We start from the raw sequence: 17,086 nt of genomic DNA on the forward strand, positions 1-17,086 counted from the left end.
GTCTTGCAGCTCGTCTTCTGCGTTGCATCAAAGGGCAGATATTTCAATATGCTCCCTTTGATACGCCTTGAATACGAGCTGAAATCCTGCACCATATTTGTGGAATTATTTACATTTGAGCCCCTTAAAATTGAAAATATATGAAATTCTGCTTTACGCCAAAAACAGTTGAAATCGCAATTGCCCAGAATCCCAGAATATAAACGGACCATCTCCCAGCCAATGGAAGCAACTTCCAGAACTGCTCAATACGTACCATCTGTTCCCCGATTTCCACAAAAAAAAGAAACAGTACCAGAACAATATTGAGTATCAATGCTGATGGTTCTACAACCGGGGCTACAGGATTTTCCCCCCCTGCCAGAAACATTTTTCCTGTGATGGAAAAAGCATCGGATAATGTGTTGGCCCTGAAGAAAATCCATGCATAATTGACTAAAAACAAGGTGCTGGCAATACGAAATCCCTTATAAATGAAAATCTCTATCATGGATTTTTCAGACACAGTGGTGTCAGAGGGTCTGATGGTTGACATCATCCGGTCTGGAGATGAAATAGTTTTTTTGTTGGAAAATTTACTGAAAAAGCCTTCGAGTATGTTTTCAACAATCAGATATATACCATGCAGTCCTCCCCATATTACAAAGTTCCAACTGGCGCCATGCCACAGGCCGCTCACCAGAAAGGTAATAAACAAATTGTAATGAAACCGCCACCTCTTCACGCGATTCCCGCCCATGGGAATATATAGATAATCTCGAAACCAGGTGGAAAGGGATATGTGCCATCTTTGCCAGAATTCGCGTAAAGAGGCTGCAAAATATGGATGTCTGAAATTTTCGGTCAATTCATATCCCATAACTTTTGCCGTGCCGATGGCCATATCAGAGTATCCTGAAAAATCACAGTAAATCTGGATGGTAAAGAAGATGGATGCAATAATCAGCGGGGCCCCCGAATACTCCCCGCAATGGTCAAAGACCTGATTGACATAGATGGCAAGCTGGTCAGCAATTACAACCTTTTTGATCATTCCCCACAGTACCAGGCGAAGACCGTCAGTTGCTTTTGTGTAATCAAAGGACTGTCCCTTCCTGAACTGGGGTATCAGTCTGCCTGCCCTCTCAATGGGTCCTGCCACCAGCCTTGGCCAGAAGGCCACATAAAGGGCAAATATGCCGAGATGTTTTTCGGCAGGTATTTTCCCCTTAGATACATCAATTGTGTAGCTGACTATCTGGAAGGTATAGAAAGATATCCCCACCGGCATCATCAGGTGTAGCAGCGGTGCATCATGGCCCTGAAACAGATTAAAACGGGCTGAAACTTCAAAAAGAGATGTGGTAAAAAAGTTGTAATATTTAAAGAAAAAGAGTGCACCAAGATTGGCAATGAGGCTGATGATCAAAAAGACTTTTTTCTTGTCCGATGACCTGTTTTGTGATGTTTCTTTGTCCGGTGGCCCATTGCCTGATGTAGGGTTAACCGTGGTGGGTATCCTTGCTATCTGCAAGGCGCAGTACCATGTGATCAGGGTGGATGTGAGGATAAGCAGAATATACCCCACGCTCCAGCACATGTAGAAATAATAACTTGCGGCCAGCATAAGTATCCACTGGAAACGGTGCGGCAGCGTAAAGTGGAAGCCTGTCACCAGCAGAAAGAACAGGGCAAATGATAATGAATTAAACAGCATCTGGCAATTTGTCTCAATCTTGGTTTATACTGATTAACGGGTTGAAATCCAATGGGTGACTTCGATCATCAAAGTTGAAGTCCGAAAGTTGAGGTGATAATACATCAATTTGATCATACTGATAAACTTTTTTATCTGAAGGACGGTTTTGTGAAAATTATATCTCAACAATTAAAGACTGCAGATTCCAAAATATATGCATTATTTCTTGCAGTGGTTATTTTTTGCGTCATTTTTATCTTTTCTTCATATACGCTGGTACAGGCGACAGAATGGATTCCCGGTGTATGGCGGCAATTTATGGAGAGTGGCCCTGTAAAAAACAATTTGCCCGATTTTTCCTGTGCAGGTTATCAGATGGGCAATGAACCGGTTCCAGACATTCAGGCGACGGTTATTGAGGGGCATCTGTTTGATGTTACAGCTTCTTTATTCGGGGCTGTTCCAGATGATGGGAATGATGACACGGCTGCGATTCAGTCGGCAATTGATGCAGCTGGTTTTGCCGGAGGCGGGGTGGTCTTTCTGCCCAAGGGGCGTTATGAGGTTCACCAGAAACCGGAAAATGGATTTCTTCAGATTTCCCATGACAATATAATCCTCAGGGGGGAGGGACATCAGCCATCCACAAAGGTGGGCGTTTCCGAACTAGCAGCGCCATCAGAAACGATCCTTCATTTCGGCTCCCCGGGATTTGTCGGCCGCATTCGTAGACTTGGAACGGTACCTGCAGAACAGGAGGGGCGCCACTGGACCTGTGTGGCTGTCATAGGGTCAGAACATAGCCGTGAACTTACCCGTTATACACAAACGGTGCTGCGGGGGCAAAAGACGGTTGAAGTGTTGGACAGTTCATCCCTCACCCCTGGCCAGACAGTGGTCGTTGAATTTACTGATCCACTCATTGACCCTGAAAATCCGCTTCCGGATAAAGCAGATATTCCATTGCAATTGACCCACCCCCTGAAGTTAGTCAAAGAGCAGACCGACACATTTGGAAAATATTCTAAAAAAATCACCTGGATTACCAAGATTGACAAGGTTATTGATAAAAAGACAATCGTCTTTTCAGAGCCTGCAAGGTTTAATCAGTTCCTGCGATACTCACCACGCATCCTCTCGTTTGACGGGGTTGAAGGGGTGGGAATTGAAAATCTGACAATTGAGAGCAGTTGGCCCGGTGGTTACCGTCACCATAAACCCAATATCGGAGAAGATGGCAAGATCGTCAGAACAGCCATGGAGCAGGACTATCTCTGGGGTGGTATCTGGTCCAGTTTTGCAAGTGATGGATGGATACGCAATGTAACCTTTAAAAATTTAACCCAGGGGATCATTTTCAGCAAGTGCGCCTCCATTACAGCCAGAGATCTTTCATTTGAAGGGTTTGACGGTCATGCCGGAGTAACCATTGCCCAAAGCCATGGCATTCTTGTGGAGCGTGCTGACTTTTTTGCAAGGCTGGTTCATCCTGTCTCATTGAAAAATTTTGCATCGGGTAATGTCATAACAGATTGTGAGACCCACTATGATGGAAGGGATGCCAATAACAGCACGGATGCGGTTATTGATTTTCATGGCCTCTTTCCATACGAAAACCTGTTTGATAACATGTGCGGTTTCTATGTCTGTCCGGGTGGAGATACAAGCGTCATGCCCCATGCCGGTGTTCGCAATGTCTTCTGGAACATTGAGGCTCCAAAGAATATGAGTTGTTACAGTTGTGAACGTAAAGATGAATTCATGCGAACCTATGATTATGTCAACACATCCTCTGGCACTCCTGCCACCATGTATGAATATCAGCCCCAGGGTTTCTTCATTGGGCTTACCCGCAGGGGAGATCAGAAGGTGACAATGGGGGGGCTATCTTCGGATCAACACAATAAATGGATGGTTGTTGAGGGGATGAACATCAGGAACCTTGGGATTCCCTCTCTTTATAAAGCGCAGTACCATTGGCGTTTTAAAAAAAAATAGGCGTTAATTTCTATTTTTCTGGTGTATGTTTTTAGAAAAACAGGACTCCTCCCAAGGGGAGGAGTCCCGAGATTGTCGTGTTTTATTAGCGCTGTATATAGGCCACATGGGTTTGTAAGTATTCGTACAGGCCATGCTTACCATCCGCACCGCCTATGCCAGATTTACGCCAGCCGGCATGAAAACCTTGCATTGCCTCAAAATTTTCTCTGTTCACATATGTTTCTCCAAATTTGAGACGATTAATAGCCTCAAATGCTTGTCCGATATTGCCAGTATAGATTGAGGAGGTTAGACCATATTCACAATCGTTTGCCAGATTGATAGCTTCATCAAGATCAGAAAAAGTCAGTACCGGAAGGACTGGTCCAAAAACCTCTTGCTGTACAATTTCTGAATCCTGGCTACATCCACCAAGAATTGTTGGTTCGAAAAAGTAACCTGTATCTTTGTCAGCTTTTTTCCCACCACAGAGAACTTCTGCACCACTTTGTTTTGCACGCTCAACCATTGCCTCAATCTTTGTTAATTGATCAAGACTTACCTGACTACTCATATCCGGAGCAGGATCTGCAAAAGGATCATCGTAGGTAACAGCCTTCATTGCTGCCACCAGCTTGGTCGTGAATTCTTCAGCTATATTCTGTTGGACATACACGCGTTCAGCACAATTACATACCTGTCCGCTGAAGATGACCCGTGAGGCTACAACCGCTTTGACAGCCAGATCTATATCCGCATCGGAACAGACGATTGCTGGAGCTTTGCCACCGAGTTCCAGTGAACATTTTGTTATGTTTTCAGCACTCGCGGCAATGATTTTGCTTCCTGCGCCAACACTTCCTGTCAGTGTAACCATTCCGGTAATCGGGCTACGCACCAGGGTTTCACCAAGAGTCGCACCCCTTCCGGAAATGATGTTCAGCACACCCGGTGGAATATCAAGACCTGCAGCAAGTTCTGCAAATGCCAAAGTTGTGGCGGGGGTTTCACTGCTTGGCTTAATGACTATGGTATTTCCTGTGAGAAGTGCAGGGGCAACTTTACGGGCCATAACAAAAAGAGGGAAGTTCCAGGGACAAATTCCCACGACAACTCCGATAGGTTGGCGAAACAGAAGAATGTTTTCCTTGGGGCGATCACTCTGTATAACTTCACCTTCATAAATCCTTGCCCAGCCAGCATAGTAATCAAAGTAATCTGCAGTAAAATCGACTTCAACCTGGGCAAGAGGTAAGATTTTTGCCTGTTCACTAGCAAGAGTCTGAGCAAGTTGAATTCTGTTTTCCCGGATAACCGTTGCCATTTTTTTTAAAAATGAGGCCCTTGCCGCAGCAGGTTCGGCAGCCCAACTTTCCTGGGCCTTTTGTGCAGCTTCCAGGGCTTGATGGGCATCAATCTCATCACCCTGGGGTGCAAGAGCCATGGTTTTTCTTGTATATGGGTTCTCCACTTCAATCATGTCGCTTGCGTGCGACTTGACTAACCCACCATTTATAAATTGCAGATACTCTTTCATTGCTACCTCCCCATTGAATTGAATAACAGTGACGTGGTTTCCGTGTTGCAAATAAAGCATGCGTCATGCCACTTAGGTAATGGTTTGATATTAAAGGTTTTTTGGTAAAGAACACCAGCGGTGTAAACTTTATACTGTATGATTATCGAACGGTTTGCAAAATTGTCCAGGGCAAATTGTGCACTTACAAAGTTGAATAAGCGTGGAATATGAACAAAGGGGAGGGTGGGGTGTTGTGAAATCGTACACTTTAACTATGTGTCCGATTTTACAACACTTAGAATCTGGTCACTTGTTTCGATCTTCTGATACAAGGTTGATCGGGCAATGCCAAGTCTTTTTGCAGAACGAGAAATGTTGCCTTTTTCTTCTTCAAGAACCATTGCAATGGTTGTGTCTTCAGCGATTTTTAGCAGTGATTTTTTGTCAGTAGGGTGATGGTTTAAGGTCGTTTTAGCATGTTGCCGGAGTTTTCCTGAAATCCAATATTCTTTTAGCGATTGTGGTAATTGGGCTGGAGTCAGCTGTTGTTGATCCAGACCGATGACGACGGCTCGTTCGATTGTATTGCGTAATTCCCGTACGTTTCCCCGCCAGGGATACGACTGTAGTGCTTCAAAAAAGTCATTATCAGCATAAATATCAGATCTTAAATATTCTGCGGAGAGTTGCTTTAAAAATTGTTTTGCAAGTAAGCGGATGTCACCGCCTCGCTTATTCAGAGGGGGGATCAGTATTGGAAAAGTGGCAATTCGATAATAGAGATCCTCTCTGAAACGGCCTTGATTGGCTTCCTCAATGAGGTCTACTTTTGAAGCAGAGATTATCCTTAAGTCGAGTGGGATTTCATTAACGCCACCTACCCGAACCATACTTTTTGAAGAGAAAGCGCGAAGAAGTTTTACCTGAAAACTCAGAGGCATTGCTTCCACCTCGTCTAAAAAAAGTGTACCTCCTGAGGCTGTCTCCAGTCTTCCCGCTTTTCCAGCCTCACGAGCCCCGGTAAATGCGCCAGGTTCATAACCAAAAAGCTCACTTTCTATGATGTCAGCAGGAATAGCTCCGCAATTAATGGCTACAAAAGGATTATTAGAGCGACAGCTTGAGGCGTGAATCGCCTGGGCAAATAGTTCTTTCCCGGTCCCGGATTCTCCAACCAGCAGTACGCTTGAGTCTGTTGGAGCAACCATGGTTGCCAGTTCTTTCGCTTTGATGATTCCAGCACATCGACCTGTAATATCGTTGAAAGTATAGCTTGTTCTGTTGGATTGGACTGCAGAAAGACTCATAATACGACCTGTATCTTCTAACATAACCAGGGTTCGTTCGCCGTTTTCAATACTATGGGCGTTAACTACAAATGATTTTTTCCTGCTACCCACAGCAATTGTATGCTCCTTCTCTTTTTGTCGCCGCAATTCTCTTGAAAGATCAAGGGCGCTAAGGTTTTTTTTAAGTTGGTTCTTACGCTGGTCGATACCTGACTTTTGGGGGATTGAAAGCATTTCAAGGGCCTTCTTATTATATCTATCCACTTCCCCCAATTTATTAAGGGCGATAACCCCCTGGGGCAGGTACTCCATAATGGTATTGAGTTCAGAATTAGAAACTTTAAGAGACGTCACTGTCCTGGTAAGGGCAAGTTGATTCTCAATTGCCTTCGCAATGGATGTGGTTAACCCAAGGGTTTGTCGATTTTGGGGTGTATCATAGCTGAGAATATTAAGAATGCCGACAAGTTCAGAGTCAGGGGTATAAATTGGTGTTGCTGAGCAATTAAGGTTATGGAGATTGATATTATAATGCTCCGGCCCAAAAACCTGGACCGGCTTTTTCAGGGATAAACTAAGGCCGGCAGCATTCGTGCCAATAGCTTCGATACTTACGTCACACCCTGTCACAAAGCCGTTGTACTCTGATTCTTTTAAAAGTGTTGGATCCCCACAGGAACAAAGAAAAAATCCTTCATGATCAATACAGTCAATGCGAAATCCACTGCCAGCAATTATTTCATTGATCACCTCCATGAATGGTTGAGCAACAGAAACCAGTTCGGCTGATCGCTTCAGCAAGGCATCCCCATCGCCTTTATGGTGCAATCCCTTATGGGCATCAATCCCTAAATTTTTACTGTGTTTCCATGAAACCAGGATATCTGTTCGGATTGACTGGGAATCAACAGGTTTACCCGCTTGTAGATTTCTCCACTGAAGGGCGATGGTTTCTTTATCATATTGGGGCATTATTTATTTCTGAGTCCCTTATATACCACAAAAATATATTTTTGTATGCTGACCCATCTTATAATCAATCTCAACTTACGGACTTTAACTTTGATGATCAGGCTTGTGTTATTGTGCCTTTGACAATATTTTGCCCCTCTTTCTGAGCCGAACAAAAATGCAATAATGCAAGCCTGACCCCCACGTAAAAAGCCAATCCGAAAGTTGAGTAATCAATCTTTCTACTAAAAAGGATGAAATTCTCGAATATGGTACAATGGTTTCTGGGTCTCTTTATCGATTTCCGTGAAGTTCTTATCGTATCCAGTAACTTTAAACTGTCCCATAAACTGATTACAAAGGGGGTATCCTGCCTTAATCCAACCTAGGATACCGTCCTTATACCACCAGACATTGGTGTAACCATATTGTGTCAGTCTTTCCCCTACGTAAGCCCCACGTTTATGTGTTCTGCACCACACTACAATCTTAGCATCTTTATTTGTGATTATTTTGGGGAAGGTATACATATGACCGGCATGGATGTGGTCTGTTCCGGCAATGTGACCGGCATAAAATTCAGGATGAGTTCTGAGATCAACCAGATAGGCATCCTCCTGTCCAGCCATGACTTTGTCGTAAAGATCTTTAAATCCCTGGACATCTAACTGCCGTTCTACAGGAAAAACTTTTGTAGCATTCTCCCAGGCCTTTTCTTCATTGGCTTTAAGCATTGCTGAATCGTCAGCAAAAGCAAAACCGGCCGCAGTCAGCACAAAAACCATGCTAAAAACATAAATAAACAGCTTTTTCATAATGTTATCTCCTTCGATCGAGTTATTTTAATCCTACAAAAGTCGTTATCGGGCTTGATCGTAAGATGGGCCAGCATCTGAGAATTAACAATGGGGGTTGAATTTGACATATCCTTTTCCAGAATAGCTACTATCATATTCAAATATTTACTCAAATCATATGCACAAAAAAAATACCAGGGTCCTGTTCAAAAGGCAATTGAAATATAATCATCTTCACTGTGTCAGTATACCGGAACCCGGAGTTATCTCCACAACTGGGGTGGTCCTGTTGTTTTTACTTTTCAGGATAAGGATTTCCTGGTCCGGTTTTCAATAGATCAACCGTATAGCCAATATCAAATATTTTATGGCATGCAGGGCAGATAAAAAGCCATTTTACAGTATCAGTTTCTTTTTTTATCATTGTATGAAACCCGTCTGCATAGCCACATTCAGGACAAACTCTGAATTCATTTTCAAATTGGACTTTGTGAATTTTATCTTCCATTTAACTGCAATTCTCCCTTGAAAGTTTTCTTATAACCGGCACGGCCGGAGCGAGTTATGGCTCCGGCCTCAACGAATTTTGAAACACCTTCATTGATAATGCTTTGTGGGCGTTTCATATAAAAATCCATATTCAACATTCGGTCATATATGACCTTGTCAGTAACGCGTATACGGAATTATCAGCCACCAATCTTTTTTCATGGGCAGCCATCCTCAATCAATCAAGCTGCCTTCCTATATCCTCAAAGGCATCCAAGACCATTCCCGTTCCAATGGAAATCAACAGGATATCCTGGGCTACGCGGACGAAACGATACCTTGGCGGTGGAGGCCCTAATTCCACAAGGACTTTTGGCGGAAGATTATAAAAAATGACTTCCCTGGGAAGCTGTTGGCCTTTTTTCCACTTTTTTGCATGACCGGGGGGGATGCAACGTTTGCCCTTCTTGATAAGGCCCGGCGGGCAGCGCCCCTGTCGAAATTGATCGGAATAATATTTGTGTAGGAACGCCTGTTTTTGTTCATTGAAATACCTGTTCTTCTGGTCTCCACCCTTATCTTTCTCGTGGGATTTTCCACGATCGGCATTTTTTTTGTCATTGTGCCGCTCATTTTTTACCGTCTGTTTCTGGGACTTGTTTTTTACCGCCTGTTTCTGGGGCTCGTTTTTTGCCGCCTGTTTATGGGTTTCGCCTTTTTCTTTGCTGTCAACCCATTGTGGTTTTTCTGCGAAAGCCCCACTGGTTGACCATATCCCGGCAAATATAAGTGTCAGTGCAAGGGCCGTATAAAACATAAATCGCTGCATGGTGTTAACTCCTATTCAAAACCACCTCAAATTTTTTCCTAAAATTTACGGATGCATATTAAATCAAAAAAGTTTTTTTTGAAAGGCTTGCATGGCTTTTAAAATGTCCAGAATTGCCTCGTGCATACCATTCGCTCCAGAAGTTAATTTTGGTGCATCTTTATTTCCGATATCATCCTGAATTTCAGATTTAATTTTTTTCAGATTCTGAGCATGTTTTTCAAACTGAATACGATGTTCTTCTTCCATATCCTCTAAAGCTTCGGATTTAATCTGTCCGACAAGTTCATCAGCCTCAGCCATTAATCGTTCTATGTCATTTGAATTTATATTTTTTGACATGATCTCTCCCTTGTTTTTTCTTGTATTTATCCCTCTTCCGGCTCAGGGCCGCAAATTTTATAATTATTTTTTTCATGGGAGGTTATCCATACATCAACCCAGGGGGGCTTCTGCGGCGGTGTTGACCATCTGATCTGCCCAGAGGTTTGCCTGGTTTCGATTGATTTTATCTGCGGCAAGCCTGGCTGCAATTCTCCTCAGATTTTCAATCAGGGCAATCCTCAACATGATGGGGATTGCCCCGAGTTCACCCAGTTTCAGAAAGGTGACACGCTGATAGGCAGCAACAAAACCTATGAGACCTTCCGAATCCACCCGCCCGTCCCGTGGGAAATGGATTCAAGGGCTATCTCATACATCTTCGGCCAGGGGCCTGCACACATCAACGGGTACGGCCTCATTATCCGACAGGCGGGACAGAAGTTTGTCCGGCAGTTGCCTGTCACTCAGTGCATGTGCATTGGTCTGGATTCTGCCATGCTGTTTTATCTGGTCACTGCCGAACAGTTCTGCGTGAAGGGGTCGTTCTTCAGTAATGATGGGCGTCGATTTTTTTGTACAGATATCCGAAGAAACGAAACGACCTCCCGAGAAGTCTTGCGATGCCCATCATTATTTAGGATCGCTCCTATTTTGTGACCGGGTAAAGTTCAACACGTCTGTTCATTGCACGGCCTTCAGCCGTTTTGTTGGACGCCACAGGTTTTGAAAATGCGAAGCCCTCACAGGACAGGCGGTTTTTATCAATCCCTTTATTAATCAGATAGGTTTTTACAGCTTTGGCTCGCCTCAGGGACAGGGCATCATTATACTTTCTGGTGCCGATGCTGTCCGTATGACCCTGGATTTTTACAAAAAGCGCGGGACGGGATTTCAAAACATCTACCACCTTATCAAGAAACTCAAAACCGGCAGGTTTGATGATACTTTTATCAAAATCAAAATAGGCTTCACCCACCACCCATGCTTTTTCAACCGCCGGAGGCGTCGCTACTATGGGAGTGGGAGCCGGTGCTTGAACCATGGGTTTTTTAGTCAGGAAAACATCCTGTACAAATTGACCCATACCGCTGCCTGTCATTAATTTATCCGCTTTGGTGACAAAGCCGCACTTGCCGATATTGGCAATTTCTTCCATCAGGTGCATCCCTTTTTCATCATCACCGACAAAGATGGGATAAAAACAAAGATCTTCACCCATTTGATTCTTCAGTGCCTGGGCTGCTTCCAGGGTTATGGGTAATTTTAATCCCATTGCTTCCTGGCCGTCGCTGATAATCACAACAGCTGTTTTACCGGAAAAAGTTTTAAGATCCTCTCTGGCTGCGGTCAGGGCAGTATGCATTGGACTGGTGCCACCTGCTCTTGAAACCAGGCCTGATTTTTCATTCAAACCCTTCTGGGTGTATTCTTCCATGCCGTAAAAAAGAACCGTCAGTTTATCGGACACTTTTGGACTGTGCCCAAAAGACCTGAGGCCTGCATTCTGACCCAGTTCCGGCAGGGTCTGACTCAAGTGTTTTACAATTTCACGGGCAGTGACGAATTTTTTATTTCCGTTATACCTGTCATCCATGGAACTTGATGCATCCAGGATGATTAGAAAATTATCCAGGGCAGAAACATAATCGTTTGAATTAAACGTGGTTGGGGAAAAATCGGGAATTGGCTGGACCGGCTGCTGGACAGCACATCCGACTATAAATAAAGCGGTAATGAAAGACAAAGCAAACATTGTTTTAAAAAATTTCATATTCGTTCTCCTGTTCTGGTTTTGATTTGAACTACTTTTTAACAATAAGGCTGTTTTTAACAGATTGGACCCCCTTGACCGACCTGGCTACTTCCACAGCTCTGGCAGAGGCTGCGGCAGAATTTACAAAACCGCTTAACTGCACCTCTCCCTTGAAAGTTTCAACATTGATCTGTAGCACTTTGAGCATGGGTTCATCAAATATTTGTGCCTTCACCTTGGTGGTGATAACAGAATCATCAACATACTCGCCCATGCTTTCCTTATGACGTGTTCCGGCACAACCGGCGACAAATGCAAATAGAAAAAATCCAATAATAAAACAGTTGGTGATCTTTTTTGTTCTCATAATTTCTCCTTTTTTCATCCTATTTGTGTTTTATCCGCTTATAGGGTCAGCGGACCGATATCAACCACTTTTCCTTTGGTTCTGCAAGTGATTCTCTTGCACGGGCTACTTATTGTCTGTTCAACATTTGTGCCAGGGTTTAATAGGCCTGCTTTATGTTTTTATTCCGCTGATTTTATAGGAAAAAATGCCGCTTAAAATATTTTTATCTCCACTTCTTCCATCAGATAAAAAGGTCATATACAACCTTTGGTCATATATGGCCGGCTTTGTCACAGACGCAGGTTATCAGACAAAAAACCGTCAACCAAGGCTTAATTTTGAAAGTTGAGTTAATAAATATACCGTTCACAGATTCTCCGGTAATGATAACCGTAAATGGAAAGGGTGACGGCCGTTAACATGGGCCTTGATTTCCGCATCAGGGTCCAGAGAATCACCCATCAATCGCCAGCCGCAGCCTTTGCACCGGTATGACTTCATACTACATTCTCCAGCGGTTTTTCATGAGCAGATATGCCATGGAAAAGGTTAATAATCCCATGGAAAACAAATAGATCCATGCCGGAAATAAGGTTGATATACGCCTTTCATCCAGCAGGATTGATCTGATGGATTCAAAAAAAGGGTATGACGGCAAAAAAGGAGCCACGGCCGATAATTTTTGTGAGAACTCGGATAATGCAGAAGGAAGAAGATGGGGTAGATAGAAAATAACCCCTAGGGTTCTGGCCCCGGCCTGACTTTTACATAAAAAACCCAGGAAAATTCCATAGGCACTAAAACAGAAACTGCCGACGCCGATAAATGTGAGATAACTTGCTGTATTTCCAAAATTAAATCTTCCCATCAGGTGGAGAAACAGGACGGCCATGAAGATTAAAATCATGCCTAAAAACAATTTAGCCATCAGCCATTCAATTTCCCGCATGGGTGTCTGCAAAAGCGCAAGCAGTAGTCTTTTTTCCTTTTCTTCGGCTATTTGTGCAGGCATGATGATGAAGCTTACCAGCATGACCAGCATGAGTATCCATGTCGGCAAAGTTTGTTTTTGAATCCCGCCTTTTTGAAGCGGTTTGATATCAGAAATCCAGTTAACGCTGTTTCCTTCGATTGCTTTTTGTAATGCTAAAAAACTCTCTACAATTTGAAGGGATATTACAGATTCTTTTTTTAAAACAACCAGAACCAGATTGACCTTTCCTTGTTCAGGGCGTAGCAGCAAACCATCTATTTTTTTTTCTTTTAACCATTTATTGCCTTGTTCCTCACTGGAAACAGTTACAATCGAAAATAGCGTATCCACGGATTCAATGGCTTGAACAATAACAGGTGGATATATTTGTGATTGAATCAGTCCGATGTTGGTTTGTTTAATATCAACACCGACCTCATCCACCAGCATCAAAGAAATATAAACAAAAAACGGAATGAAAAGAATCAAAAATATGGACTTATTCTTGAATGCAATGGCTAAATCGTTCAATGTTAATGTAATGATATTTATTATCATCATTGATAAAGCTTTTCATGAATGTCTGATTGAAAATAGGATTCGGGCGATCCGTCAAAAACCAGAGCACCCTGATGAAGCACAACAATTCGTGTGGCCAGGTTTTTTATCTCTTCAGGCCGATGGGACGTAAAAATGATTGTTTTCCCTGAAGAATGAAACTCCCTGAGCAACCTGTAAATCTCTTTTGTCATGTCAAAGTCTATTCCTGACGTTGGTTCATCAAACAGGAGCACGGAGGGATCTGCCAGAAGGGATCGCCCGATACTCACCCTTTGTCTTAATCCTTTTGATAAAACCTGTATCCTGTTATTGCGGAAAGGAAGCAGATTGAATGTCTTCAAAATTTCTTCAATCCTCAGAAAAGGGATTTGAAACAGACGGGCAAATAGCCTGAGATTATAATCAACGGTAAAAAAATCAAATAAATTTGGCGTTTCCGGAACAAAACCGATTTTTCTCACAACCGCCATTCTGTTTTTAAGGTTGATGCCATCCACAAAAACCTGCCCGCTGTCAGGGATGAGCCAGCCGGCCAAAAGTTTCAATAAAGTGGATTTGCCTGCACCATTATGCCCGATAAGGGCAACCAATTCCCCTTGTTCCACTTTAAGATGAAAAGGCAGCAACCCTCTTTCTTCCTTATATATTTTTGTAAGATTATCAATTTTGATCAGCATAAAATCATTCTTTTTTTATCCGCATAAAATTTTAATGGTATTTACCGGATCAGTCAAAGTCATCTCTTAAAATGTAAAGCAAGGCTTCTTCAACATAACCGGTATGGCCGGAGCAGGGTATCTACTCTGGCCACAACGAACGATGAAACGCCTCTATTTACAATGCTTCAATGGGAGTTTCAGATAAAAACAATTATATCCGCTGAGCTAAATAAATAATCGCGAACACCAAAGTCACTGCAACTAGAACGCCGATAATAAATCCCATTTTGTTTCTCCTTTAAAAAAATAAATTGTGTTCGGCCGGGCAATTAGACGGTTTGTCACAAAAGCTTCGGTCATGGGCCTTCATACATCAAAATTTCATGATATCACTTTTGTCTGGTTCTGGGTTAATATCTGCTGATAAAGTTGTTTTTGATAAGTAAGCGCTCTATAAACCGCACCTTGTCAGCACAGGCAAATTATGAGATTTTAGGTGGGCCTGAGAGTTGGGACGGTGTCAGATACTGTGGCAACAAGGCTTTATAATCTGCCTCAGTCATGGCCTGGGGAAGATTTTCAAAAAGGAAGCGAAGATACCAATATGGCTCAAGGCCATTTGCTTTGGCAGTTTCAATAAGGCTGTAGATTCCTGCACTGGCGGTTGCTCCCTCTGGTGCTCCCGAAAATAACCAATTTTTTCGACCTATCGTAAAGGGCCTGATGCTGTTTTCAGCCATATTGTTGTCAGGGGTTACATGACTCGTTTCGACATATACAATGAGTCTGTGCCACTGATTTAAGGCGTAGCCAATAGCTTTTCCCAATAAACTTTTGGGTGGAACCTCTTCAATTTTGACATCCAACCAGCGTTTGAATTCATCCAGTACCGGTTTGGCCTTTGCCTGTCGTTCCTGGACAAGGTCTTCACCGGTTAACTCGATCAGTTTAGCTTCTTTTTCAATTCTATAGAGCTTCCGGATGTATTTCAGCGCCTGATCGGCAGCACCAGCTCTGGGTTTGCCATTCTTATTTGTTCCACCAGCCTTAACGACATCCATGAATTTACGGCGTGCATGTGCCCAGCACCCCATGTGAGAGATATTTGACTCATTATCCAGAAAGCCATAGCCAGAATACCCATCTGTCTGAACAACACCTGTATATCCCTGCAAAAACGCAACAGCAGCATCACCTGCACGGGTGGGGTGGTATTCAAAAAGGAGACCGGGATGCTCATGGGACCCTCCTCGAAATACCCACATATAGGATTTAGTTGTGTTCTTTTTTCCAGGCTCGTTGAGAACCTGGACCGGAGTCTCGTCGATCTGGATTAATGGTCCCGAAAGGATTTCGTTTTTGAGCATTGCAAAAAGTATTTCACAACTTTCGCATATTTTTTGTGCCCAGTTGCACATGGTTGCCCTGGAGATCTTTACCCCGATTCTCAGAAATTGCTTTTCCTGACGATAAAAGGGTAAAGCATCGACAAATTTGGCAGTTATAACAAAGGCAATCAGGCCCGGCGTTCCAATACATTTGGGAATAATCTGTTCAGGGAGCCGTGCAATGGCAACTGTGGGACCATCGCTTTCAACCCCTTCACACTTTTTACAGGCATATTTAGGACGGACGTTGCGAATGACCTGGATTTTTGAAGGAACAATATCGAGTTGCTCAGATACTTCTTCTCCAATGCATGTTTTCAAACAACCGCATTTACAAAGCTTTTCGGCCTCATCTATATCATGGATAACCTCTATCCGGGGAAGGTCCTCAGGGATGGGCTTGCGTCCACGCTTTTTGCGTTTGTGGCTTGGAACAACAATTTCATCGTCCTCTTCAGGCTCTTCTACTATCGAAAAATTTTCTTCCGGTAGATCAAACAGAGAGAGTTGTTTGTCGTCAACTGGCTTCTTTTCACTTTTACGGCCAAAGAGTTTGTCTTTAAGACAACGAATTTGTTCATTAAGGATGTCGATTTCAGATAAATATTCTTTTTCCTTTCTTAAGTAGGAATCGATTATTTTCTGTAATTCATTAACCTTTTCAGAGGCTATGTTGGCTTCGATAATCATGCGCACAACATAGCATAAAGAGCTGAAATTTTAAACCTTTATTATCAATAAAGTGTCGAATATTTCAAGGAATTGTGGGCCTCTTTCTGATAAATATTGAGGCCATCCATCAACCAGGTGAGTTCACGTTTCTCAATGGTCATGATCTCCTCTTTGGAAGTTGGCCATTTAAAGAAATGTTTCTCCAGCCTTTTGTGCCACAGGCAAAAACCATTCCTGTCCCAATAAAGGATTTTAATCATATTGCGTTTTCGATTGCAAAAAACAAACAGATGGCCGGAAAAGGGGTCAAGTTCCAGACGTTCACTTACCAGGATCGACAAACCGTCAATGGATTTACGCATGTCGGTAATGCCCATGGCCAGGTAGACCCGAATGTTGGATGAGGTCAAAAACATCACATTCCCTTTAAGGTCAAAATAACCTTCTCAAGAGTCACCGGTGAAAAATCATCCAGAACTTCAATGGTAAATTCAGAGTTCATAGTGATTCGAAGAGAAGGATTGCCAGTTTGCTGAAACAGCCGAGTTGATTTAACAGGCACTGAAGGAATCTGAACAAATTCCAAAGGTAAATTTTCTTTGCGAAACCTACGTTTCCAGTATCTGAAACGGGGTATATTTAAATCGTTTCTTCTGCAATATTCCGCCTGGCTTAATCCTGATGGGGACCAGGACGCTATATGGGACTTCCAAAACTGTTTACGTTCATCATCAGAAATCGATTGCTCTATCGTATCCTGCACCTGTAAAGTTCCCGTCATAATTGAATAAGCCTCCTGCTGTAGTGTGAAAGTTGGCTTAATATGCCACGGGTGGGCAGGCTTTAAAAGATGGGGTTTATAGAGCGCTTACTTT

16 protein-coding genes are annotated in these 17,086 nt (G+C 43.1%); 1 reads left to right on the top strand and 15 read right to left on the bottom strand.

The window, feature by feature from the left end:
* Positions 1-124: 124 nt before the first annotated feature.
* A complete protein-coding gene (locus tag HRM2_RS01785; protein WP_012662731.1) occupies positions 125-1,696 on the bottom strand; it encodes an MBOAT family O-acyltransferase in 1,572 nt (523 codons plus the stop codon).
* 357 nt (positions 1,697-2,053) lie between these two features.
* Here HRM2_RS01785 and HRM2_RS01790 point away from each other — a divergent pair, with 357 nt between their 5' ends.
* On the top strand, positions 2,054-3,676 hold the full coding sequence (locus tag HRM2_RS01790; protein ID WP_012662732.1) for a glycosyl hydrolase family 28-related protein: 1,623 nt from the start codon (positions 2,054-2,056) through the stop codon (positions 3,674-3,676).
* Between the two features lie 85 nt (positions 3,677-3,761).
* Here HRM2_RS01790 and aldA read toward each other — a convergent pair whose 3' ends face one another.
* The 14 genes from aldA to tnpA form a co-directional block, all read right to left on the bottom strand.
* Positions 3,762-5,195 carry an aldehyde dehydrogenase gene (gene aldA / locus HRM2_RS01795; RefSeq protein WP_012662733.1) on the bottom strand — a complete coding sequence of 478 codons (1,434 nt, stop codon included), beginning with the start codon at positions 5,193-5,195 and terminating at the stop codon, positions 3,762-3,764.
* A 254-nt stretch (positions 5,196-5,449) separates the two neighbouring features.
* Positions 5,450-7,438, bottom strand: a complete 1,989-nt coding sequence (locus tag HRM2_RS01800; RefSeq protein ID WP_012662734.1) for a sigma-54-dependent Fis family transcriptional regulator — start codon at positions 7,436-7,438, stop codon at positions 5,450-5,452.
* 224 nt (positions 7,439-7,662) lie between these two features.
* Positions 7,663-8,232: a rhodanese-like domain-containing protein gene (locus HRM2_RS01805; RefSeq protein WP_012662735.1), complete on the bottom strand. Its 570-nt coding sequence runs from the start codon at positions 8,230-8,232 to the stop codon at positions 7,663-7,665.
* A gap of 277 nt (positions 8,233-8,509) precedes the next feature.
* A complete protein-coding gene (locus tag HRM2_RS01810) occupies positions 8,510-8,722 on the bottom strand; it encodes a P-loop NTPase family protein (RefSeq protein WP_041272987.1) in 213 nt (70 codons plus the stop codon).
* Between the two features lie 219 nt (positions 8,723-8,941).
* Complete coding sequence (locus HRM2_RS01815; protein WP_012662736.1) at positions 8,942-9,532, bottom strand: hypothetical protein; 591 nt, start codon at positions 9,530-9,532, stop codon at positions 8,942-8,944.
* Positions 9,533-9,595: 63 nt separating this feature from the next.
* On the bottom strand, positions 9,596-9,874 hold the full coding sequence (locus HRM2_RS01820) for a hypothetical protein (RefSeq protein ID WP_012662737.1): 279 nt from the start codon (positions 9,872-9,874) through the stop codon (positions 9,596-9,598).
* Between the two features lie 93 nt (positions 9,875-9,967).
* The gene (locus HRM2_RS01825) at positions 9,968-10,189 is read right to left on the bottom strand and encodes a hypothetical protein (RefSeq protein ID WP_041272988.1); all 222 of its coding nucleotides are present in this window, start codon (positions 10,187-10,189) and stop codon (positions 9,968-9,970) included.
* Positions 10,190-10,502: 313 nt separating this feature from the next.
* The gene (locus tag HRM2_RS01830) at positions 10,503-11,627 is read right to left on the bottom strand and encodes an OmpA family protein (RefSeq protein ID WP_012662739.1); all 1,125 of its coding nucleotides are present in this window, start codon (positions 11,625-11,627) and stop codon (positions 10,503-10,505) included.
* Positions 11,628-11,658: 31 nt separating this feature from the next.
* On the bottom strand, positions 11,659-11,976 hold the full coding sequence (locus HRM2_RS01835) for a BON domain-containing protein (RefSeq protein WP_012662740.1): 318 nt from the start codon (positions 11,974-11,976) through the stop codon (positions 11,659-11,661).
* Positions 11,977-12,460: 484 nt separating this feature from the next.
* Positions 12,461-13,462 (bottom strand): ABC transporter permease, encoded by a 1,002-nt coding sequence (locus tag HRM2_RS01840; RefSeq protein WP_232364171.1) that lies wholly within the window; start codon positions 13,460-13,462, stop codon positions 12,461-12,463.
* A gap of 26 nt (positions 13,463-13,488) precedes the next feature.
* Positions 13,489-14,097 carry an ABC transporter ATP-binding protein gene (locus tag HRM2_RS01845; protein WP_232364172.1) on the bottom strand — a complete coding sequence of 203 codons (609 nt, stop codon included), beginning with the start codon at positions 14,095-14,097 and terminating at the stop codon, positions 13,489-13,491.
* Between the two features lie 536 nt (positions 14,098-14,633).
* Complete coding sequence (tnpC, locus tag HRM2_RS01850; RefSeq protein WP_012662743.1) at positions 14,634-16,229, bottom strand: IS66 family transposase; 1,596 nt, start codon at positions 16,227-16,229, stop codon at positions 14,634-14,636.
* A 44-nt stretch (positions 16,230-16,273) separates the two neighbouring features.
* Complete coding sequence (tnpB, locus tag HRM2_RS01855; RefSeq protein WP_012662744.1) at positions 16,274-16,627, bottom strand: IS66 family insertion sequence element accessory protein TnpB; 354 nt, start codon at positions 16,625-16,627, stop codon at positions 16,274-16,276.
* Positions 16,627-16,992 carry an IS66 family insertion sequence element accessory protein TnpA gene (gene tnpA / locus HRM2_RS01860; RefSeq protein ID WP_041272989.1) on the bottom strand — a complete coding sequence of 122 codons (366 nt, stop codon included), beginning with the start codon at positions 16,990-16,992 and terminating at the stop codon, positions 16,627-16,629. Before tnpA ends, tnpB begins: the two co-directional genes overlap by 1 nt.
* Positions 16,993-17,086 lie beyond the last annotated feature (94 nt).

Origin of the sequence: Desulforapulum autotrophicum HRM2 (genome assembly GCF_000020365.1) — a bacterium.
Taxonomy (GTDB): domain Bacteria; phylum Desulfobacterota; class Desulfobacteria; order Desulfobacterales; family Desulfobacteraceae; genus Desulforapulum; species Desulforapulum autotrophicum.